The organism is Caldanaerovirga acetigignens (genome assembly GCF_900142995.1).
Classification (GTDB): Bacteria; Bacillota; Thermosediminibacteria; order Thermosediminibacterales; family Thermosediminibacteraceae; genus Fervidicola; species Fervidicola acetigignens.
On sequence record NZ_FRCR01000014.1, the window covers coordinates 1 to 21115 of the forward strand.

At 45.6% G+C, this 21115-nt stretch carries 22 protein-coding genes, 1 pseudogene, 1 riboswitch and 1 other annotated feature; of the genes and pseudogenes, 12 read left to right on the top strand and 11 right to left on the bottom strand.

The annotated features are described in order from the left end of the window. Nucleotides 1-380 (bottom strand): annotated as a pseudogene (locus BUB66_RS09870) (hypothetical protein); the annotation flags it as partial. A 175-nt stretch (nucleotides 381-555) separates the two neighbouring features. Between BUB66_RS09870 and BUB66_RS12405 the strand changes: the two are divergent. The 5 genes from BUB66_RS12405 to BUB66_RS09890 all read left to right on the top strand — a co-directional run bounded on the left by BUB66_RS12405 (nucleotide 556) and on the right by BUB66_RS09890 (nucleotide 6502). Beyond that, a complete protein-coding gene (locus tag BUB66_RS12405; RefSeq protein ID WP_198409438.1) occupies nucleotides 556-1059 on the top strand; it encodes a dicarboxylate/amino acid:cation symporter in 504 nt (167 codons plus the stop codon). Continuing rightward, a complete protein-coding gene (locus BUB66_RS12410) occupies nucleotides 1022-1840 on the top strand; it encodes a dicarboxylate/amino acid:cation symporter (protein WP_198409439.1) in 819 nt (272 codons plus the stop codon). Before BUB66_RS12405 ends, BUB66_RS12410 begins: the two co-directional genes overlap by 38 nt. Before the next feature lie 125 nt (nucleotides 1841-1965). Then, on the top strand, nucleotides 1966-2955 hold the full coding sequence (locus BUB66_RS09880; RefSeq protein ID WP_073258145.1) for an ornithine cyclodeaminase family protein: 990 nt from the start codon (nucleotides 1966-1968) through the stop codon (nucleotides 2953-2955). Between the two features lie 173 nt (nucleotides 2956-3128). After that, complete coding sequence (gene hypD / locus BUB66_RS09885) at nucleotides 3129-5561, top strand: trans-4-hydroxy-L-proline dehydratase (RefSeq protein ID WP_073258071.1); 2433 nt, start codon at nucleotides 3129-3131, stop codon at nucleotides 5559-5561. 29 nt (nucleotides 5562-5590) lie between these two features. After that, nucleotides 5591-6502, top strand: coding sequence for a glycyl-radical enzyme activating protein (locus BUB66_RS09890; RefSeq protein WP_073258073.1), 912 nt, complete (start codon nucleotides 5591-5593; stop codon nucleotides 6500-6502). On the opposite strand, the gene BUB66_RS09895 is transcribed toward BUB66_RS09890, so the two are convergent. From BUB66_RS09895 to BUB66_RS09935, 9 genes are all read right to left on the bottom strand, one after another. Next, nucleotides 6486-8858: a homocysteine S-methyltransferase family protein gene (locus tag BUB66_RS09895; RefSeq protein ID WP_198409441.1), complete on the bottom strand. Its 2373-nt coding sequence runs from the start codon at nucleotides 8856-8858 to the stop codon at nucleotides 6486-6488. The two genes, BUB66_RS09890 and BUB66_RS09895, sit on opposite strands and share 17 nt — an antisense overlap. A gap of 13 nt (nucleotides 8859-8871) precedes the next feature. Beyond that, complete coding sequence (locus tag BUB66_RS09900) at nucleotides 8872-9600, bottom strand: UPF0280 family protein (RefSeq protein WP_073258075.1); 729 nt, start codon at nucleotides 9598-9600, stop codon at nucleotides 8872-8874. 12 nt (nucleotides 9601-9612) lie between these two features. Next, entirely contained in the window at nucleotides 9613-9828 is a 216-nt protein-coding gene (locus tag BUB66_RS12770) for a 4Fe-4S binding protein (RefSeq protein WP_073258077.1), read from the bottom strand. A gap of 2 nt (nucleotides 9829-9830) precedes the next feature. Further along, entirely contained in the window at nucleotides 9831-10997 is a 1167-nt protein-coding gene (locus tag BUB66_RS09910; protein ID WP_073258149.1) for a homocysteine biosynthesis protein, read from the bottom strand. Nucleotides 10998-11073: 76 nt separating this feature from the next. Continuing rightward, nucleotides 11074-11183, bottom strand: a riboswitch (SAM riboswitch). 63 nt (nucleotides 11184-11246) lie between these two features. Further along, the gene (locus BUB66_RS09915; protein ID WP_143156269.1) at nucleotides 11247-12725 is read right to left on the bottom strand and encodes a sodium:solute symporter family transporter; all 1479 of its coding nucleotides are present in this window, start codon (nucleotides 12723-12725) and stop codon (nucleotides 11247-11249) included. 46 nt (nucleotides 12726-12771) lie between these two features. Further along, nucleotides 12772-13002: a binding site (T-box leader), on the bottom strand. Nucleotides 13003-13151: 149 nt separating this feature from the next. Continuing rightward, nucleotides 13152-13520, bottom strand: coding sequence for a Fe-S cluster assembly scaffold protein NifU (gene nifU, locus BUB66_RS09920; RefSeq protein ID WP_073258079.1), 369 nt, complete (start codon nucleotides 13518-13520; stop codon nucleotides 13152-13154). A 172-nt stretch (nucleotides 13521-13692) separates the two neighbouring features. Further along, nucleotides 13693-14964 carry a stalk domain-containing protein gene (locus tag BUB66_RS09925; RefSeq protein WP_143156272.1) on the bottom strand — a complete coding sequence of 424 codons (1272 nt, stop codon included), beginning with the start codon at nucleotides 14962-14964 and terminating at the stop codon, nucleotides 13693-13695. Nucleotides 14965-15077: 113 nt separating this feature from the next. Next, entirely contained in the window at nucleotides 15078-15278 is a 201-nt protein-coding gene (locus tag BUB66_RS09930) for a helix-turn-helix transcriptional regulator (RefSeq protein WP_073258083.1), read from the bottom strand. Further along, nucleotides 15265-15669: a DUF2178 domain-containing protein gene (locus BUB66_RS09935; protein WP_073258085.1), complete on the bottom strand. Its 405-nt coding sequence runs from the start codon at nucleotides 15667-15669 to the stop codon at nucleotides 15265-15267. The genes BUB66_RS09930 and BUB66_RS09935 overlap by 14 nt, the downstream gene beginning before the upstream one ends. 224 nt (nucleotides 15670-15893) lie before the next feature. Between BUB66_RS09935 and BUB66_RS09940 the strand changes: the two genes are divergently transcribed. Then, nucleotides 15894-16646 (top strand): fumarylacetoacetate hydrolase family protein, encoded by a 753-nt coding sequence (locus BUB66_RS09940; RefSeq protein WP_073258087.1) that lies wholly within the window; start codon nucleotides 15894-15896, stop codon nucleotides 16644-16646. A gap of 25 nt (nucleotides 16647-16671) precedes the next feature. Here BUB66_RS09940 and BUB66_RS09945 read toward each other — a convergent pair whose 3' ends face one another. Next, nucleotides 16672-17040, bottom strand: a complete 369-nt coding sequence (locus BUB66_RS09945) for a helix-turn-helix domain-containing protein (RefSeq protein WP_073258089.1) — start codon at nucleotides 17038-17040, stop codon at nucleotides 16672-16674. Nucleotides 17041-17200: 160 nt separating this feature from the next. Between BUB66_RS09945 and BUB66_RS09950 the strand changes: the two genes are divergently transcribed. From BUB66_RS09950 to BUB66_RS09970, 6 genes are all read left to right on the top strand, one after another. Then, the gene (locus tag BUB66_RS09950; protein WP_073258091.1) at nucleotides 17201-17614 is read left to right on the top strand and encodes a PTS sugar transporter subunit IIA; all 414 of its coding nucleotides are present in this window, start codon (nucleotides 17201-17203) and stop codon (nucleotides 17612-17614) included. 79 nt (nucleotides 17615-17693) lie between these two features. Beyond that, nucleotides 17694-18578, top strand: a complete 885-nt coding sequence (locus tag BUB66_RS09955) for a DUF1848 domain-containing protein (protein WP_159431526.1) — start codon at nucleotides 17694-17696, stop codon at nucleotides 18576-18578. 57 nt (nucleotides 18579-18635) lie between these two features. Next, a complete protein-coding gene (locus BUB66_RS12175) occupies nucleotides 18636-18788 on the top strand; it encodes a hypothetical protein (RefSeq protein WP_159431527.1) in 153 nt (50 codons plus the stop codon). Continuing rightward, entirely contained in the window at nucleotides 18757-19107 is a 351-nt protein-coding gene (locus BUB66_RS09960; protein ID WP_188092897.1) for a ribonuclease toxin HepT-like protein, read from the top strand. Before BUB66_RS12175 ends, BUB66_RS09960 begins: the two co-directional genes overlap by 32 nt. Nucleotides 19108-19191: 84 nt before the next feature. Then, a complete protein-coding gene (galE, locus tag BUB66_RS09965; RefSeq protein WP_073258101.1) occupies nucleotides 19192-20166 on the top strand; it encodes a UDP-glucose 4-epimerase GalE in 975 nt (324 codons plus the stop codon). 48 nt (nucleotides 20167-20214) lie between these two features. Continuing rightward, entirely contained in the window at nucleotides 20215-21111 is an 897-nt protein-coding gene (locus tag BUB66_RS09970) for an MBL fold metallo-hydrolase (RefSeq protein WP_073258103.1), read from the top strand. Nucleotides 21112-21115 lie beyond the last annotated feature (4 nt).

Genomic DNA, 21115 nt, shown 5'->3' on the forward strand with positions numbered 1-21115 from the left:
ACAGGGAACTTGATGACCCATGTACCTGAAGGCAGCTGATGTATTGAATAGCAGTCCTGCCGCACCATTACCGGAACTATCCGGTCAAATTTGGGCAGGCTGGATTTCTTGCCATTTTTTGTACGGGAAAGGTATGAGCGATAAGCTGAGAGTGCTTTGAGCATGGCGCACTGGAGTGTAGCGCGGTTGAGGTCGAATAGTTCACAGGCTTTGTGGTAGGTTTCCCGGTTTAACTTTGCCCTGCTGGTAGTGTTCAAAGTTTCGGCCTGTTCCAGGAACCAGGTGCAGGCTTTGCGATATGTCTCCAGCATGCGAACCATCTTCTCCAGTTTGCCTTTGTTTGGGGATAGGAGTTTTACCTTTAGTGTTACTGTCTGCATATAGTATCTCCTCCGGTTTGCTTAAATTTTAGCATAACCAGATAAAAATAGCAAGTCGCCATTCATCTCCCGATTAAAATCGGGGGCATTCTGGCGGGATTTTTGTGATAAAACAAAGGGCAAAAGGTGACTTATGTCGGCGTGCAGAAAAATTTTTTAAAAGGAGGAAAGAAGGATGGCAGAAAAACGAAACGGATTTCTAGGTTGGTATTTTGGGACACCTCTTGTGTGGAGAATTCTAATCGCTCTTATATTGGGCGCAATTGTTGGTTTGATTGTTGGTACTAAAATTGCTGTAATAGAACCGTTAGGTACTTTAATGATCAAATTATTAAAGATGATCATACTTCCTCTAATATTTTCTGCGATTGTAACTGGTGTAGGAGGAATGCCCGCTTCCAAAATTGGAAGAGTTGCGGGAAAAATTTTGTTATATTATCTTGCAACTACGATTTGTGCGGCTACTTTTGGACTTATATTAGCTCAAATATTGAAGCCAGGGCTAGGTTTGTCTATAAGCGGTACTGCAGCCGAAGGAGCTACAGTGCAAACTCCTTCTGTCAGCAGCGTGCTTTTAAACATGGTACCTGATAACGTAGCGGCATCTTTTGCAAATGGGGCTTATTTACAGGTATTAGTTTTTGCAGTTATTTTTTGGTATCGCAATTTCGATACTTAGAGACACTCAAGATGATAATATAAGAGAAGCTGTACTTACTGTGTACAAATTCTGTCAAGGTACAGCCGAGTTGATGTTTAAAATTACAAAGGGTGTTCTAGAATATTCTCCGATAGGCGTTTTTGCCTTAATTGCCGTGCTATTTGCACAAGAAGGCGCAAAGGTAATTGGGTCTGTTGCTAAATTGATTTTAACATGCTATATAGGTTATGCTTTTCAATTGTTGATTGTATATGGTTTGCTTTTTACTTTGTTTACAAGATTAAGCTATGCTAAATTTATTGCAAAAGCAAAAGACGCTATGCTTATGGCATTTGCAACAAGAAGTAGCAGTGCAACTTTGCCACTTACATTAAAAGTTGCAGAGGAAAACTTAGGTGTTTCAAGAAATATCGGCAGTTTTACTCTGCCTCTTGGTTCACAAATAAATTTGGACGGAGAAGCTTATTATCAGATTATCTCTGTATTTTTTGTAGCTTTCGCAGCGGGAATTCATCTTACGCCTATTCAAAAGTTGATAGTTATTCTAGTTGTCACTATCGGGACGATGGGAACTGCAGGTATTGCTGGTTCTGGTCCAGTGGTATTATTAGCTGTTATGAATATGGTTGGTCTTAACGTTGAACCAGGAACAGTGGTTGCTGGAGCCTTTGCATTAGTGCTAGGGATTGATGTTATTCTCGATATGGGTAGGACGATGTGCAATGTTACTGGGGATATGGTAGGTACCTGTATTGTAGCAAAGTCTGAAGGAATGTTAGATTTAGAGAAATGGGAATAAACAAGTAGAATTTTGTATGGATATCGTCTGGAGGCCGTTTATGTTTATAGTAAATGGTCTCCAGACATAGATCTAAAAGCATACTTTCCATGGAAAAAGTTAAGACTGCAAAGGAGATGATTGAAATGCTTCTCATAAGCGCCCAAGAGATGAGACAGGCTTTTCCCATGGAGGAAGTGATAGTAGCAGTAAAAGAAGCATATAAAATCTTAGCGGAAGGGAAAAGTATAGTACCTTTAAGAACAAACATACCAGTAAAAAAACATAATGGACAAATACTTTTTATGCCTTCCTATGTAGAAGGCATTGATTTTGCCGGAATAAAGGTAGTGTCTGTATATCCGAAAAATGTTGAAAAAGGCTTGCCTTCCGTGCCAGCAACCATGATTTTGGTGGACGGTGAAACGGGCGTTGTAAATGCTATAATGGACGGCACATACCTTACAAGGCTTAGAACAGGAGCAGCTTCTGGGGTTGCGACAGAACTTTTCTCAAATGAAGATGCAAAAAAAGCAATAATTTTCGGTGCGGGCGCCCAGGCAGAGACCCAGATTTGGGCATTGCTCTGCGCAAGGAAGCTTGAAGAAGTATACGTCTTTGACGTTGATTTTAACAAAGCAAAGCAGTTTGCCGAACAAATGAATCAAAATTTCAAAAATTATGGCGCGACAATAACTGCAGTGGAAAATGCGGACGATGTACTTCCCGAAGTAGATATTATCACGACGGTCACAACATCTAAAAAGCCGGTATTTAATGGAAAATTAATAAAAAAAGGAGTCCACATAAACGGAATAGGAGCATATACCCCTGAAATGCAGGAAATTCCTGAAGAAGCCATATTAAAAGCCGACAAGATTTACGTGGACTCAAAAAGCGCGTGCCTCGCCGAAGCAGGAGACCTTATAGTCCCGATAAAAAAAGGGATGATTACAGAAGAAAAAATAACAGGGGATATTGGAGATTATATAATCGGCAAACTGCCCGGAAGGGAATCAAAGGAAGAAATTACTATTTTTAAATCCGTAGGCTTGGCTGTCCAGGATGTGGTAACCGCTGCTAGAATCTACGAAAAGGCTTTAAAGCTGGGGTTAGGTAAAAGTATCACCCTTTAGATTTATGGTAAGGACCTTTTCCGTATATGATGATCTCTAAAACGAGACAAATGGTATAAAAATTGGGACAATATCGAGAAATCATGAATTCCTTTCGCTAAAAGTGAAACTGGCATTAAAATTGCATATATAAAAAACTGAAACGTGATTTTGTTTTAACTGGAGGCGATATTATGGCTATTCCCTGCGATGCCATTGAAAAAGAAATCCAAAAAAGGAGGTCGGCCGTCCGTCCCATAAATGAGCGGATTGCGAGGCTTCGCGAAGAAAGCGTTAAGGCTCAGGTCAAAATCTCAGCCGAGAGGGCAAAAATCATAACGGAATTTTATAAAAGCGGCATAGCAAAAGACGAGTCCATTCCTGTGCAGCGCGCCATGGCCTTCAAGTACTTGATGGAGCGGGTGAGCCTGCCGGTGGAAGAAGGCCAGCTTATCGTGGGGCTCAGGGGGACCGGTCCGCAGGAAGTACCCACCTATCCAGAGATATGCACCCACAGCATGCAGGACCTGGAAATTCTAGATTCCAGGGAAAACATGCCCTACAAAGTGGATGAAGAGACGAAAAAGCTTTACGAAGAGGAGATAATTCCGTTCTGGAAGGGTAAGACGGTTAGGGAAGAACTTTTTGCGAGCCTTCCGCAGGAATGGATCGATGCCTATGAAGCGGGGATATGGACCGAATTCATGGAGCAGAGGGCTCCGGGACATACCGCTGGTGGGGAGAGAATTTTTGAAAAAGGGGTTCTCGACATAAAAGAGGAGATAAAAAAGAGTATGCAGGAACTCAACCCCGATGATCCCGATTATAAGGAAAAGATGGAAGAATTGAAGGCGATGGACATTGCCGCCGATGCAATTTTGATCTACGCACAGCGCTATGCCGAAAAATTGGAAAAAATGGCCCAGGAGAAAGAAAACCCCGAGCGCAAAAAAGAGCTTGAAGAAATGGCAAGAATCTGCCGCAAAGTTCCCGCACATGCGCCGGAGACATTCTGGGAAGCCCTGCAGCACTACTGGTTCGTTCACGTCGGGGTGGTCTATGAGACCAACCCCTGGGATTCCTTCAACCCGGGAAGATTCGACCAGCACCTTTTTCCCTTCTACGAAAAGGATGTAAAAGAAGGAAGGCTCACGAGGGATAAGGCCAAGGAACTTTTAGAGGCCTTCTGGATAAAGATAAACAACCAGCCGGCGGTGCCCAAAGTAGGAGTTACTGCAGAGGAAAGCTTCACATACAACGACTTTACCAAGATAAATATAGGGGGCTTAAAAAAGGACGGCTCAGACGGAGTAAACGAAGTGTCCTACCTGCTATTGGAAGTGCTGGATGAAATGAGGACTCTTCAGCCGAACACCGCCTTGCTCGTCAGCAATAAAAACCCGGACAGGTTATTGATAAAAGCCCTGCAGGTTGTGGCGCCGGGATTCGGCGAACCGCCGTTTTTCAACTTCGACGGCGTGATAGTGAAGATGTTGAGGCAGGGCAAGACTCTGGAAGATGCACGGACTTCAGGGGTGAGCGGCTGCGTTGAGACGGGCTCTTTCGGTAAAGAAGCCTATATACTCACGGGCTACTTCAACCTGCCCAAAATCCTTGAAATTACCCTGAACAACGGAATAGACCCGCAGACCGGCAAAAAGCTGGGGATTGAAACCGGAGATCCTGCAAACTTCAAATCCTATGAAGAGCTGTGGCAGGCTTTCATGAAGCAGGTGAAGCATTTCATGGACATAAAGATGAAGGGGAACGACATCATAGAGGAAATATATTCAAGGCAGCTTCCCGTGCCGTTCATGTCGCTTTGGATAGATGACTGCGTGAAAAAAGCAAAGGACTACAATTCCGGTGGTGCGAGGTACAACACGCAATATGTGCAGCTTGTTGGGCTCGGCACAGTGGCTTTCAGCCTGAGCTCGCTGAAGTACCATGTTTTCGATGAAAAGACGACTAGCATGGAAGAATTTATGGAGGCATTAAGGCAAAATTTCGAAGGGAAATACGAGATTTTGAGGCAGAGGATATTGAATAAGACCCCAAGGTACGGGGAAGATGACGATTACGCCGACGAGATAGCTAAGAGGCTTGTGGATGAGGTAGTCGGGATGATAGAAAGCTACCCGCCGACGCTGGTGAGAAAGGCTTCGAGAAGGGCGTATTTCCTGCCGACGACGGTCCACGTATATTTTGGCAAGGTCACAGGTGCCACGCCGGACGGCAGAAAAGCCGGTTTTCCGGTGTCCGAGGGCATATCTCCAGTGCAGGGAAGCGACAGAAGAGGAGTAGCGGCAGTGTTCAGGTCAATTGCAAAGTGCGATTGGGATAAGACCGGAGGGGCGCTTCTAAATCAAAAGCTCACGCCAGATTTATTGGAAGGTGAAGAGAACCTCCGGAATCTCGCAAGCCTGATAAGAACGTTCTTCAACATGGGCGGGCATCACGTGCAGTTCAATGTGGTCAGTGCGGAGCTTTTGAGGGAGGCCCAAAAACGCCCAGCGGATTTCCAGGACCTGATGGTGAGGGTTGCGGGATACAGCGACTACTTCGTGAATTTGCCGAAGGGACTACAGGAGGAAATAATAGCGAGGACCGAACAAAAGGAATTTTAGCTTATTTGATGCTGCAAGGAGGCTTTTAGATGACGAATAATGGCTTAATATTCGATATTAAGCGCTTTGCGGTGCACGACGGGCCGGGAATAAGGACCACCGTATTTATGAAAGGCTGTCCTCTCAGGTGCTGGTGGTGCCACAATCCGGAAGGCATATCGCCCAAAAATGAGTTAATGTTTTTCGAATATAAATGCATTAGGTGTCGTACCTGCGCCGGGGTATGCCCGGCCGGGGCAATTTTTTTTGAAAACGAAGGCGGCTTTCCCAAAATTGAAAGAAGCCTTTGCATAGGTTGCGGTATATGTGCCGATGCCTGCCCGACGAATGCGATAAGGCTCGTCGGGAGGGTAATAAATGTGGAGGAACTTATAGAGGAATTGGAAAGGGACGTGCTCTTTTACGACAAATCCAGCGGTGGCGTTACTTTTTCGGGGGGAGAGCCACTTGCACAGCCGCATTTTCTAAAAGAAGCCCTAAAAAGGTGCAAGGAGCGCGGCTTTCACACCGCCCTTGACACTTCGGGCTTCGCGCCACGGGATACCTTTGTAGAGGTTATGGATTATGTGGATTTTTTCCTGTTCGACTTGAAACTCGCAAAGGAGGAGCATCACAAAAAATACACAGGGGTTTCTAATGAGCCCATAAGGGAAAACCTGAGGCTTCTGGATGATGCGGGAAGGGGAAAGGACGTGCTCCTTCGCCTTCCCGTCATCCCCGGGATTACCGATACAAATGAAAATATAGAAGGCCTTGTGGAATTCGCATCTTCGTTAAAAGACATAAGGCAAATAGAACTTTTGCCCTTCCACGATGTGAGCGAAAAGTACGCGAGGCTTTCGAGAGAATACAAAATGCTGGACCATAGCGCACCGCCTCCGGCTACCATGAAGCGCATAAAGGAAGCTTTTGAAAGGGCAGGTTTTAGCGTGAAAGTTTAACCAGCTTTTTGGCAAGGTAAACTGCGGAAACCGCATCTGGGGCGTATCCGTCAGCACCTATCATCTTTGCAAATTCCTCGGTGACCACTGCACCGCCCACCATTATTTTGGCAGGTATGCCTCGAGATTTAGCAAGGTCTACTACATCTTTCATCCTTACCATGGTAGTAGTCATCAAGGCGCTCAGCCCTATTATGTCAGCATTGCTACTTACAGCGGCTTCAATAATTTTTTCTTCCGGCACATCCACCCCGAGGTCTACTACGTGAAAGCCGTTGTTTGATAGCATCAATTTCACAATGTTCTTGCCTATGTCGTGAATGTCCCCGCGGACGGTGGCTAAGACTACCGTGCCGTGGGATTTTTGTTTTTCCGCACCGATAAGGGGACGAAGATGGGAGAAGGCCATCTCGGCCGCTTCGGCGGCTGCTATGAGTTGGGGAAGAAAGAATTCGCCCGTTTCGTACTTTTTGCCCACCTCTTCCAGGGCGGGTATGACCATCTCGTTTATGACATCGAGCGGACTGTTTCCGTTTTTTAAGGCCAAATCCACCAGAGCTTTTATGTTTTCTGCATTGCCGTTAATAACCGCGTCCTTTAAGGTTGTCTCGGAAGTTTTTTCTAGTCGCCCGGAGAAAACGTAATATTCGCCCCTCTCATCGCGGCCGGTCAAGAGGTCAGAAGCCCTTAATGCATAGACTACTTCTTCGCTGAGAGGGTCTATTATCGGAAGGTCCAGGCCTTCTTTTATAGCCATGGAAAGAAATGCTGCGTTTAAAGTCTTCCGGAAGGGAAGGCCGTGGGATATATTGCTTATCCCGAGGGTCGTTTTCACGCCGAGCTCTTTTTTAATCAAGCTGATGGCCTTTAAAGTTTCGAGTGTCTGGTTTTGATGGACACCGGCTGCAAGACAGAGGCAATCGATGAAGATAAAGTTGCGGTCGATGCCGTATTTTTCCGCGCATTCGACGATTTTTTGGGCGACCTTCAGGCGCTTTTCGGCACTTTCCGGAATTCCGCTTTCGTCCAAGGTAAGCCCTATTAAGGCAGCGCCATAGCGCCGGGCAAGGGGGAGTATTTTCTCAAGCTTATCCTTAGAACCGTCTACCGAATTTATTATAGCCCTGCCGCAAAAGTATTTAAGGCCTGCTTCGATAGCTTCGGGGTTGGAGCTGTCTATGGAAAGGGGAACATCGACCGTTCGCTGGATGGATTCTACCGCCCTGGCCATTGCGGATGCTTCATCGAGTCCCGGTACCCCTACATTTACGTCGATGATCGAAGCGCCGGCCCTCACCTGTTCCTCGGCTTCCCTTATTACAGGTCCGAAGTCGCCATTTTTAATCGATTCTGCGAGCTTTTTTCTCGCTGTGGGATTTATTCGTTCTCCGACGAAAGGCGTGGGGCCTCTTCCTTCTATGTAAAGGGTGCGGGTGCGGCATGCCAAGAAGCACCTTCCGTCAGGAAAGCGCAAGGGCGGGCGAAGATCCGATACGGCTTCGGAAATAGCCTTTATGTGTTCCGGCGTGGTGCCGCAGCATCCACCTACTACCGAAACGCCCAGGCGAACCATTTCTCTTGCATATTTGGCCATATCTTCGGGTGTAACTGCATAGGATTCGGCACCGCCTTTTGTATCAGGAAGCCCTGCGTTGGGCTGGGCAGAAAGGTATACACCTCCTACCTTGGCCATCTTTTTTATGATTTCTATTGCTTCTTCCGGGCCCAAACTGCAGTTTAAGCCGACGACCGTGGCGCCCATGGCAGAAAGAACCCTCGCTGCGGTTTCGGGGTCTGTGCCTGTAAGGGTCCTTCCGCTTTTTTCAAAAGTCATTTGGCATATTACGGGAACATCGCCGAATTCCTTAACCGCGAGGAGGGCAGCCCTCATTTCCTGAAGGTCGGACATGGTTTCTATTATTATCAGGTCTGCACCCGCTTCCAGGAGGTAACCAGCCTGCTCTTTAAAAGCGGTGTAAGCTTCCTCAAAAGAAAGGTCACCAAGGGGAAAGATGAGCTTTCCGGTAGGACCTATAGAGCCTGCCACAAGAACCTTCGTTCCCGCAGCTTTTCTGGCGATTTCGACTGCCCGATGGTTAATATCCTTTGCTTTATGGGCTAGGCCGAAGGTAGAAAGCTTAATTCGATTCGCGCCGAATGTGTTGGTTTCGACAACTTCTGCACCCGCATCGACGTAAAACCTGTGGACGTTTTCTACGGCGTTGGGAAATTCAAGATTCAGCATTTCGGGGCATGAGCCGGGCGGAAGACCATTTTTAAAGAGCATTGTTCCCATAGCGCCGTCAAATATCAAGATTTTTTCCTTGAGTAACTCTATTAATTCAATGGACCTCAAAATTTTTCCTCCTTTAAATTTTTTCAATTTCGATGTCACCTTTTGCCCCCAAGTGTTCGCCAATGATAATCAATGCTCCTATGACTCCTTCTATGCTCAGGGCAAATTCTAGGGCGTCCTTTATATCATTCGGGGACTTAACCCGATTGCCTGTGGCGGTTGCTACCGCATCAGCAAGGGTTGAATTTTCCGCTACTATTACTGCTGCATCTGCTCTGCCGAAGCTCAAGGAGTGGCCTATTGTGCCTGCTGAAGTGCATATCCCCAGAGGATGACCAGTTGCGTTGAGCTTTAAGGCGATTTTATTGCTAAAAGGAGAAGCTCCTGCGAATATTCCAATTTTAATTGGTCGCTTTATCATAGCAAATATATCTCCCCCGTTTTCTACTATTACCTCAGGGGAGAATTTTAAGAGGAGCTTCCCAATGAATTCAGATATAGCGCCTGCTACTGCTGCCATTGGACCTACCCCTGCTTTAAAAGCGGCCTTTGCCATATGTTTTACTATTTCTGGTGCCCATTCGGGGACGGAGTGCGGAGACAATGAGCAAATAAAATCCGGGTCAAATGCTATATATTCTTCCAGGTCTTTTCGATAATTCAGCAAGCAGGCAAGGGCTTCTGCTGAAAGATCTTTTTTGGCGCTTATGAAAAGGTCAGTTTCCTTGAATTTGACGGTAAAGCTAATCAAGCCTTCTGCGTATACGAGTTTTCTATAGTCACGGCTTTTGTATTCAGCCATAATCTGTTCCACCTAAAGCTGAACTATTGCGCCAAGTGGACAACTACTCACACATAAGAGACAAGAAGAACATTTTTCAGAGCAAAAGCGCAGCTTCCAATTGCCTTTATCGATGCATAATGCAGCAGTGGGGCAAAGCGCAGTACAAGCACCACAACTTATGCACTTTTCTTCAATAAAACCTATTTTGGCTCTTTTAACCTTTAAATTTTCATTTACTCTGCTCAAAGTTATTCCTCCTTTGTCTCATTTAATGGCAAAAGCCTGATATCCATAGGTAGTGCTTGTATAGGTTGCTGTAATAGGAATTTGCCTTCTTTTATCCAATTTTTTAGGATCTCGGCTATTTTTATGGAAACTGAAATGCTCGAAAGGCAAGCTGTAGGGACTTTCTTGCCCATGATCGTTACATTTCCACTCTTTAATTCTGAGTAACTTACCCTGCGAAGGACTGGTCTTGAGCGGGAGGGCACTGCGTAATCGAGTATATTTGTGAGAATTTCTTCGTCCCTTATGGATACGAACCGTGCCATTTCCTCATCAATGATGGGAATCGGAACTCCTACGCCTACGTAAAGTGTCACACCGTAGCCCTTGACTACTGCTGCTCTAAGAAATTCTGGACTCATCTTCTTTAAATCTCCTATTAGGGCCAGCGTAGCGCCGCCTCCAATGGGAACGCCGCTTTCAGCGCGCTCTTGAGTAGGATTATGTTGGGTGCCTTCCCAGGCTACGTACCCTATTGCACCACCCAGGAAAATTCGCGTCCCAACGCCGATAGTCCTAAGGTACGGGTCGTTCATCAAGGGGCTTAGTTCTCCCGTTGTCGAATAGTTTACATTCCCGCAGTTTGGTAATAGCACGCCCATATAGGTATAGAGGGTTTTGTCGGAAGTGTTCGTTGCGGCGTTGTAATTCTGATAAGCGTTTCTGGGGTTAAAAAGTATTGCCTGGTTTATGGAATATTTATCGATAAAACCAGTGAATTCCTTTCGAGGGTAACAGTCGGTTCCGTAAGATAGAGCCCTAAGCTTTATTTTCTTTCCGGCTACCAGGTCCTCTATTACATGGGCTCCGCCGTAATTCATCCCTTCGGATTCCGACTGTTCTGTGGCTCCTATATAGGCATCTACCGCCGCTATACCTCCGTAAGCCGGGACATCGTTCAGCCAGACTTTGCTCATCTTTATGGGTGGATCTGTGTGGCCGAAATTTAGGAAAGCTCCAGAAGAGCACATGGCCCCGAAAGTTGCGGTGGTTACCACGTCTACCTTTTTGGCGACCTCTTTTATGCCCTCTTTGCGGGCAAGCTCCTTTACTTCCTGGGCTGTGAGCACCACAGCACAACCGGATCTAATCTTTTCGTTAATTTCCTCAAAGGTTTTCAATACAATCACTCCTTCTTGGTGCAAAGTACAGTAAGAGGCAACAAGAAAGCCTCTTCCGATAAGAAGAGGCACGCTTTCCTGCCTCTTCTTATCTCTCAGGACATCTCGTCCTGCAGGAATTGGCACCTTCGCATCTTTAAAGATGCGGGTTGCCGGGTTTCATCGGGCCAGTCCCTCCACCGCTCTTGATAAGAAGAGTTTTAAAGATATCTGGTTTTCAAAGTTTTAAATAGATAATAACAGAAGTATTTTTTCATGTCAATAATTTATTTGCGATGAAGGAGCATTTTTAAAAATTTCTTGCTGTGTTCGTTCTTTCGAAGTCAATTTAGATACAAACGGCACTACTAATAGAGGAATTGTCATGGCAAGGCTTCCGAACATAGGGATTTTTGATGAATCAAATCTAGAAATTACCGAGAGAACTATCGATATAGCAAGGCCTGTTATGGAACCAGTCCATGCGCCTGATTTTGTGGTTTGCTTATAAAACAGGCCAAAAAGATATGGCGCTAAAAATGTTCCGGCCACAGTGCCCCAGGATATGGCCATCAGTGTAATGATGATAGATGGCTTTAGTATGGCGATTATCAGTGAGAGGATAATAAAAATCAGGCAGAACAGCCTCATGAGCGCCATTTTGGCCTTGCCGCCGAGTTTAATTCCAAGCCCTTCTGTTAGGTCCACGCTTATCGCCGAGCTCGATATCAGGACCAGAGAAGATAAGGTGGACATGGAAGCAGATATTACAAGCGCTAGTATTACGGCGGCAACTGCTTCTGGCATTGCCCATTCAATTATTTTCGGCACCATAATGTCAGGATTAGGCCGCCCGCCTTCTAAAGGTATGGAGTCGAAAAAGAGCCTCGTCATGGCACCTATGAAATAAGCGGTGAAGCTTATTATAAAGGAGAATGCGGTGGAAATTGCGGTGGCAGGCTTTACAGAAGCCTCGTCTTTTATTGAGTAAAATTTGTGCACCATTTGCGGAAGGCCCCATGGTCCCAAGCTTGTCAGGGTTACAAAAAAGAATAATTGCCAAAAACCAGGGGGACCTACCGGTGCGGCTAATTTTGGGTCTATGCTGGCAAGCTTTCTTATTGCCGGCATTATTCCGCCCACATTAGGATGAGAGACTACCGACCATATCATTAATATACTTCCAAATAGCATTATTAATCCCTGGATGAAATCCGATAGGCTCACGGAAAAATAGCCTCCGAGGATCAGATAAAATGCGGTTAGTGCCGCCATAATTACTAGTGCCAATTGATAATCGATGTTAAAGACTCCTTCAAATAGATAGCTTAAGCCCATGTAGACCGATGCGGAGTAAGGCACAAGGAAAATAAATATAATTACTGCAGCGAAGATCCTGTATGTGGGAGAATCATATCTTAGTGCGAGAAATTCCGGAAACGTCTTTGCGTTAAGCTTTTGGGTCATGATCTTTGTGGGCTTTGCAAGTATTTTCCATGCAAGGAAACTCCCTATGAGGCTATTGCCTATGGCAATCCACAGGGCCGAAAGGCCGAAATTCCATCCTAATTTTCCCGCATAGCCGATAAATATCACTGCAGAAAAGTAAGCTGTGCCGTAGGCAAAGGCGGACATCCAGGGGCCCATATTTCTTCCGGCCAGCAAAAAATCGTTGAGGCTTTTCGTCCTTTTCATTCCTATTATCCCTACTGCTATTTGAGATATGATGTAAAGGATTAAGACGGCAAACTTTATCATGTTATCCCTCCTTCTTGTTGTTTTTTGATAAAAAAACTCGCCCCTGTAAAGGGGCGAGTTTTTCCTCGCGGTACCACCCTGCTTGGTTTACAGAGGGAAGCTTCCTCCGCAAACCCACTCATTTCCCATAACGGGGAAATCCGTCTCCGCCTACTCGGCAAAGCCTTTCAGCTTGCGGCTCTGGGAATGTACTTCACTGCAATTGCCAGCCGATTCGCACCTCCCACCGGCTCTCTTTTTGGCAGACTGCAGCTACTCTTTCCCTCATCGCCTTTTTCGATAAAAATTCAATTTTTAGCGAAATTATACTATCGATTTTTTGCAGTGTCAATAGTGGAATAAGTGGAGAATTTTGCAGATGGGAAAATCGCTTTTTATGAAGTGCTTTGCTAGAGTTCGTAAAAATAGCCGGCCTTGATTGCCGACTTATTTTTTTCTATTCTTGTAATCCTTTATGGCGTCGTGAAGGGCATCGGCGGCTATGTTGGAACAATTGAGCTTCTGGGGCGGAAGGCCGTCTAAAGCCTCGGCTACCTGCTCGTTGGTTATTTTTAAGGCTTCTTCGATGGTTTTGCCTTTTGCAAGTACGGTCAGCATGCTGCTCGCTGCGATAGCTGCACCGCAGCCGAAGGTTTTGAATTTTATGTCGTCTATGATGCCGTCTTTCACTTTTATATAAATCGTTATAGAGTCTCCATCTACCGGATTGCCCGCATGGCCTATTCCATCGGCATCGGGGATTTCACCGGCGTTTCTCGGATTGGATAAGTGGTCGAGCACCTTGTTGTTGTACAATTCTATGCGCCCCCTTCTTCATCGTTTGAAGTGACGTCGATTCCGTCCTTACTATTTCCGCTACAAAACCTATTTTATTTGCCATTTCTTCGAATTCTTCAGGGGTGTATCCCAACAAATCGGCGCCTACATCGTAATTCCATCATTTCGTCGTTGTCAGGGTATCTTAAAATCATTTTATATCGTGAAAAGAAACAGGTTCTACAGCTTTCCTCAAAACTTCCCACTGGTCTTTCGTAACGAGCCCCAGCCGCCAGAGGGCAATACCTGAAAGGTTGTAACGCTTTGCGATGCCGATTTTTGTAAGCAGGCTTTCTGCGGTCTCTCTCGGCATGGATATGCCGAGTATCAATTTTTCCGCGGGTACTTCGGTTTTCGCCATTTCTATCGCCTGAAGTACTTTATCCACAGGTTCAGGCGAACTGCCATAGTCATACGCCATTATTATAATGCGGTCGGCTATGGCACTCAGAGCTTTGTAATCGTATCCCTTATAGGCGCTGTTGGGAGCGTGAAGCGTGAGAGTCAGGGTCTTTGTAGGGTCAAGTTTTTCGGAAAGTATTCGGATAAACTGCACAAAGTTTTGACGGGTTTCCAAAAGTTTCTCCTGGCCTTCGTTTAATCCAAGCCCTTCCAGATCAAGGTTGACGCCGGAATAGAGCTTGGATTCTTCGGCAATAGCTTCGGCCAGCTTTTCCATGGCTTCTTTAGAAGAAATAAGTTCACTAATGTCCCTTTTGCTGTCGGTAGCATGAATTACCATTTCAGTCCGCAGGTTATAAAGGGATGCTGCTTTAAGGACGTCTTCCCACCCTGAAGGCCTTTGCCAGCCCGTAGCGCTTTGCGTAAGAAGACTCCCATCCTTGTCAAGGCTGTACCATCCTAAGGCAAGTTCGCTTACGGCATCGGTGTTTCCCTTTGAGTGCTCAGGATAAGGCTTTCCGAAAAGGTTGGTCCAACTGCTGGTTCTGCTGTCGCCGAGAGCGTAAAAACCTATTATCGCCATTTTTCTCCTGGGGGAAACTATCCTTACCGTGTATGATGCATTATCCCACTCTACGTTGCAGCCGAAGGCTTCGCTGAAAAAACGAAGGGGTATGAGCATCCTTCCGTTCATTATCATCGGCGGGACATCCAATGTTATCTGTGTGTTGTTGAGATAAGCCGTTTTATCTCCAATGCGAAGCAGTATGTAAGCACCGCCATCGCTTGCCGTAACTATTTTTGATTTTTCATCCCAGGATACTGGAACATTTAATACTTCGGATACGGCACGAAAGGGGACGAGGGTTCGCCCATCTTTGATGATTGGGGGAACGTCAAAGCTAACCGGAAGACCATCCACCAGGACTGAAATGGTCATTTCCTGGGCAAAGGAAGGAGTATTGGTACCTTCAGTAAGGACAAAGATCGTAAAAAACACGAGGAAAATAAGTCGCCGTATTTTATTCAAGTCAAGCCCTCCAGACATTTCTGCAAGATAATGTCATGCCTTTCAAAGCTAAGAAAATTCTATCAAAAAATGCGGATGAGCACAAGGACGTACTCTGTTATTTACTAGTTTTCTTCATAAATAAACACATCTTCTATTCCAACACCGAATACTCTCGCTATTTTAAAGGCCAGTTCGAGGGAAGGGTAGTATTTCCCCTTTTCCAGTGCTATAACCGTTTGCCTGGTTATACCTAGTTTTTTGGCCAGGTCTTCCTGGGTCATGTCGTACATAGCCCTGAAAACTTTTATTTTATTTTTTATCATCGCCGTCTTCTCCCGCCAGATTCTTGGTATAAAAGTAATATAAGAAAGAATAAAGAACCAGCATAAAGCAGACGGAATAGAGCAGGGTGAAACCTGCTATCTCCAGTTCCGGATGGACCCTTTTATATCCCAGGAAGATTAAGCCCAGGATCACCATTGAGATTCCAAGGACATCAATGGTCTTTTTGGAGGCCTTCCCGACATACTTCTCGATCATTTCATCTTCTATTACATCCTTAACTTTTGATCTGAGCAGGTATACGAGCAATATGCCTGCCAGGGGAAATACCGCTGCATAGGAAGCCTGATCGCTTGCTACTAAGAAGCCTGTAGCTGCACCGACGGTGGCACTTATCAAGGCAACCAATATAGAAAATCGCCTTCTGTCCATAGCGATCCTCCAATCTTTCTTTTTTTATATTGTAACATGATATAGACAAAAAGTAAAGATTAATTTACATATTGTGAACATAAAATTACCCAAAGTTTTTGAATAAAAATATATCTTGGGAAATATCTTGATGCTGGATGGAAGTAATATATAATAGTTCTATAGTTCTATAAAAAAACAGTAAAAATAAGTGCCAGATTTTTAAATTTCAAGGAGGCGATGCAATGCGTTTTTGCAGGTTTTCGTACCGGGGAAAAATAAGTTGGGGCGTGCTGGAAAACGAAAAGGTCCAACCCCTGGCCGGGCCGCCGTATTACGGAATTGTCAAAGAGGGAGAGCCGCTTTTGCTGGCGGACGTAGAGCTTATCGCTCCAGTCGAACCTTCAAAAATTATTTGCCTGGGGTTAAACTATGCAGACCATGCGAGGGAAATGGGAGCGGCCCTGCCTGAAGAACCTGTGCTTTTTATGAAGCCTCCTTCCAGCATAATAGGGCCGCGGGAGGCGATAGTAGTACCAAACGTATCCCAAAGGGTGGATTACGAAGCAGAACTTGCGGTAGTAATGGGTAAAAAGGCGTACAAAATTTCCAGTGAAAAGGCCTTGGAGTTTGTTTTCGGATACACGTGTGCTAACGACGTGACGGCCCGGGACCTTCAGCAAAAGGACGGGCAGTGGACCAGGAGCAAGTCATTTGATACTTTTTGTCCAATGGGCCCCTGGATTGAGACCGAGATTAACCCTCACGGGTTGAATATTAAACTAAGGCAAAATGGCGTGATAAGGCAGCAGTCTAATACGGAAAATTTGATATTCAAAGTTCCTGAAATCATATCTTATATATCTTACATAATGACGCTGCTGCCGGGGGACGTCATACTTACCGGCACGCCCGCAGGTGTTGGCCCGGTTAAGTCAGGAGATTTCTTAGAGGTTGAAATCGAAGGAATAGGAACTCTGGAAAATACCGTAAAATAATAGAGCCGCCATTTAAATGGCGGCCTTAATTTGGCCTTTTCCGAGCTTCTTCTACCGCTTTTATGAAGAGTTTCAGGCTGGAGGGCGGAATATTTTTCGCCTTGGCCTCTTTTACGACGTCGCCGTACTCGTACATAAACTCGCTGCCTTCTACTGCAGAGCAATCCGGCTTTGTTCCCATGGCTTCTTCCAGAAACCAGCTCAAAGGTTTTTCGGTGTAAGCAGCCAGGATTTTTAGGGCCTTTTTAGAAGGCTCCCTTTTCCCGGTGGCGTATTTCTGCAAAGTTGTGTGGTGTATTTTATAACCGGTTTTTTCGTAAATCCGGTTTGCGAGTTCGGTATAGGAAAGGTCTCCTTTTATTGATTCTATTATTTTACCGATGCTGTTTATCATATATCCCTCCGATCCGACAAAATTAGCGCAAAAAGACACGTTGACTCCTTGAGACATATTGTCTATAATATTAACGTTGTGTGGCTTATAAGGGCTACTTAATTATGTTACAAATTAATACTGGACATGTCAAGTTTGCGCTTTTACTGGAGTTGATTCGATGGTTGGCATAGTGATGATCTCACATTGCAATGTGGCTGCAGAACTTTATAGGGTGCTGGAGTTCATCATTGGGGCCCAGCAATATGTTGAACCGGTGGGCTTTCATCCGGGAGAAAACAAAGAAAATTTCAAACTGCGGGTGAAAGATGCGGTTTTGAAGGTGTACCGGGAAGATGGAGTGCTTATACTCGTTGACAAATTCGGAGAAATCCCGTGCAATACCTGCATAGAACTTATCGGTTCTGAGTTAAAACATTTAAACGTTGATTTTATAACGGGATTGAGCCTGCCCATGGTGCTTTTAGCTTGCAAAGCAAGAGTATACAAGAATTTAAACGAACTGGTATGCGAAGTAAAAAAGTCGGTTACGGGCAGTACAATTGTGTATTCGGAGATGGTGGCAAATCCATGATTAATGGGAGACCGGCCGTTAAAGGGCGGTTTTTTTATTTTGCAATAAATATGCTGTAATTGATAAAATTAAAATGGTGATGAAAATGATAATATCGGCCAGCAGGAGGACGGACATTCCGGCTTTTTATGCCCAGTGGTTTATGGACAAGGTCAAAAAAGGCAGGGTTGTGGTTTATAACCCTTTCAACGGACAAAAAAGGGAGATATCGTTAAAAACAGAAAATGTGGATGCGATAGTATTCTGGAGTAAGAATTTCGGCCCGCTGATTCCACATCTCCGCGAGCTGAAAGACAAATACCGGCTCTACTTTTTATTCACTATAACCGGACTTTCGGGCATATTAGAGGACAACGTCATTTCGGTTGAAAAAGCGATAAAACAGTTCATCGAAATCTCCCGCATATTCTCGCCCGGTCACGTACAGTGGAGGTTTGACCCCATTGTAATTACCAGTGCCACCGGGCCGGAGTTTTATCTAAAGAATTTCACATACCTGGCCCGTAGGCTTCAAGGCCACACCAGGCGGTGCTATATAAGTTTTGCCACTTTGTACGGCAAGGTAAAAAGGAGCTTTGACCAGCTTTCTAAGGAAAAGGGCATTGGGCTTATTCTCTGGGACGAGCAAGAAAGAAGGGAATTTGCAAATCAATTGGGCAGAATTGCAAGTGAATATGGCATTACGGTATATAGCTGCTGCAGTGACTATCTTGTAGGGGAGTTTGTGAGGAAAGGAAGCTGTGTGGATGTAGATGCAATAAACGAGCTTTACTCCTGCGATATAAAGGTGCCTATAAATCCCACGAGGCCGGGATGCGGCTGCTACAAGAGCGTGGATATAGGTGTTTACAACACCTGTCCTCACGGCTGCCGGTACTGCTATGCCAACAGTAATATTATAAAGGCTAAAGAAAACTACCTCTCCCATGATCCTTTTTCTGACTTTTTAATTGCTCGAGAATAAGAAAGATAATTTTGACAAGAAATACTAAACCTGGTATGATGGATTCGAGGTGGAAGAATGGATAGAACGGTTAAAGAAATGTCTTCGGAGGAACTCGAGAAGTACAAAAAAGGCTTAAGGGAAAAACTTTTTAAAGAAAAAGAAGCCCTTGAGGAAAGGTATAAAAGGGCTTGGGAGGTTGCAGAAAAAGCTGCTGTCTATTTTCGTTAAAAGAGAAAATTATTCGGGAAGAAAAAGAATTATGAATAGCAGGTATTTAACCTTATCAGGGCGAATAAAACAAGAAATTTCTGAGATCAAAATGTGTATCGAAAGAGCAAAAAAAGCATGGATCCGGGCTAAGGAATCCTCGGATCCCCTCTACTTGGACAGTGTGGCTTTGAACCTACATGATTTCTACAGCGGTCTTGAAAGAGTTTTCGAGCTTATAGCGGAGAATGTCAATGAAACTAAATCTACAGGAGGCAATTGGCATCAAGAACTGTTAAGGCAGATGGCTACTGAAATCCCCAAAATTCGACCTTTTTAACGCCACCGAAAACGAATTACTGGACTTTTGTAATTTCCTAGAAGAAATTTGAAAATATTTGCTTTTGTGAGAGGAGAAAAATTAATGGCAAGGGTTTTTGTTACCGGAGGAGCGGGCTATATAGGAAGCCACGTGGTAAAGCTTCTTGGCGAAAGGGGCCATGAGGTGTTGGTCTACGACAACCTTTCGACCGGCAGCAGAAAGGCCGTGCTTTCGGGCAAGCTGGTGGAAGGCGACATTTTGGACTATAAGACCTTGAAGGATGCTATGGAAAATTTCAGGCCCGATATGGTGATGCACTTTGCGGCGAAGATTATAGTGCCGGAGTCGGTCAAAAAGCCGCTTTTATATTATGAAAACAACACTTGCGGAGCGATAAACATACTGAAAGCCATGAGGCAGTGCGGAGTAAAAAAATTTATCTTTTCCTCAACGGCTGCGGTCTACGGCGAGCCGGACAAGATGCCCATTACGGAAGATTACCCCTTGAACCCTGTAAATCCTTACGGAAGGAGCAAGGCTGCCGTGGAAGCAGTGCTGAGAGACCTTTCGGCGGCTGAGGACTTCAGGTACGTATCGCTCAGGTACTTCAACGTGGCCGGCGCTGACCCCGAAGGGCAAATAGGAGAGACGAAGCCCGATGCCACCCACCTCATAACAGTATGCGTGAGAACTGCCTGCGGAAAACGCGACAAGCTATACATATACGGCAGCGACTACCCAACCCGGGACGGCACCTGTATAAGGGATTACATCCACGTGATGGACCTAGCCCAGGCGCATATTCTCGCCTTGGATTACCTTCTGTCGGGCGGGGAAAGTGACACCTTTAACTGCGGTTACGGCAGGGGCTATTCGGTGAAGGAAGTCGTGGACGAGGCAAAAAAAGTGACGGGTGTGAACTTTCCGGTGGAGTATGCGCCCCGCAGGGCCGGTGACCCGCCGGAGCTGGTGGCCGACTCGAAAAAGATTCGGGGAAGGCTGGACTGGAAGCCCCGGTACGATGACCTGGGATTTATAATAAAGACTGCCTGGGAATGGGAAAGAAAACGGGTATAGTATTCCTGGGGCTCAAGAACTAAAAAGATTAGCCTAGAAGGTGAGAACTTGAAGCTAAACAAGATAAAAGATAACGTCTTTTATATCGACGGTGCGGTAAACATGGGGCTTATCGCGGCTGATGACGGCAGCGCGCTGCTCTTGGACGCCGGCATCGACGACAGCGTTTCCCGAAAGGCAAAAAGGGTTGTAGAAGAAAGCGGATTTGAGCTAAAGGGTATAATAATAACCCACGCCCATGCCGACCACAGCGGCGGAGCACCCTACCTCGTAAAAGCCACGGGAGCGAAGGTGTACTCGAGCGCCTTTGAAAAGACTGCCCTGGAATTTCCTGTATGGGAGCCGCTTTACCTATTTTCCGGAGCCTACCCGCCTGCGCCTTTGAGGAACAAATTCCTTTTTGCGCCTCAGGTCAAAGTGGACGGGGTTTTGGAGCCGGGGTCGCATAATATAGAGGGAATCGAAGTGGAAGTAGTGGACCTTTCCGGGCACACGCTGGGCCAGATTGGAATAAAGGTAGACGGCGTTCTCTTTTGTGCCGATGCTGTGATAGCGCCTGAATACATAGAAAAGCACGGTGTACCGCTGAACGCCCATATTGAAAAGGCCCTGGCGACTTTGGAACTTTTAGAAAAAACCTCTGCTTCTTTTTTCGTCCCCGCCCACGGGGCCCCTGTGGATGACATAAAGCCGGTGGTGGAAGCAAACCGGCAAAGGATAAAAGATACGATCGAGTATATCACTTGTCTTTTAAAAGAGCCCCGTACGGCAGAGGAAGTGCTCAAAGGGGTTTGCGACAGGTTTAAAATAGAGATGACTACGATGACCCAGTATTATCTGATGAACCTTACGGTGATGGCCTACATTGGGTACCTTCTGGATAATGGTTTGATAACAAAATTTTATGAGAACAACCGGCAGTATTTCTGTGAGAAAAGCAAGTGAAATT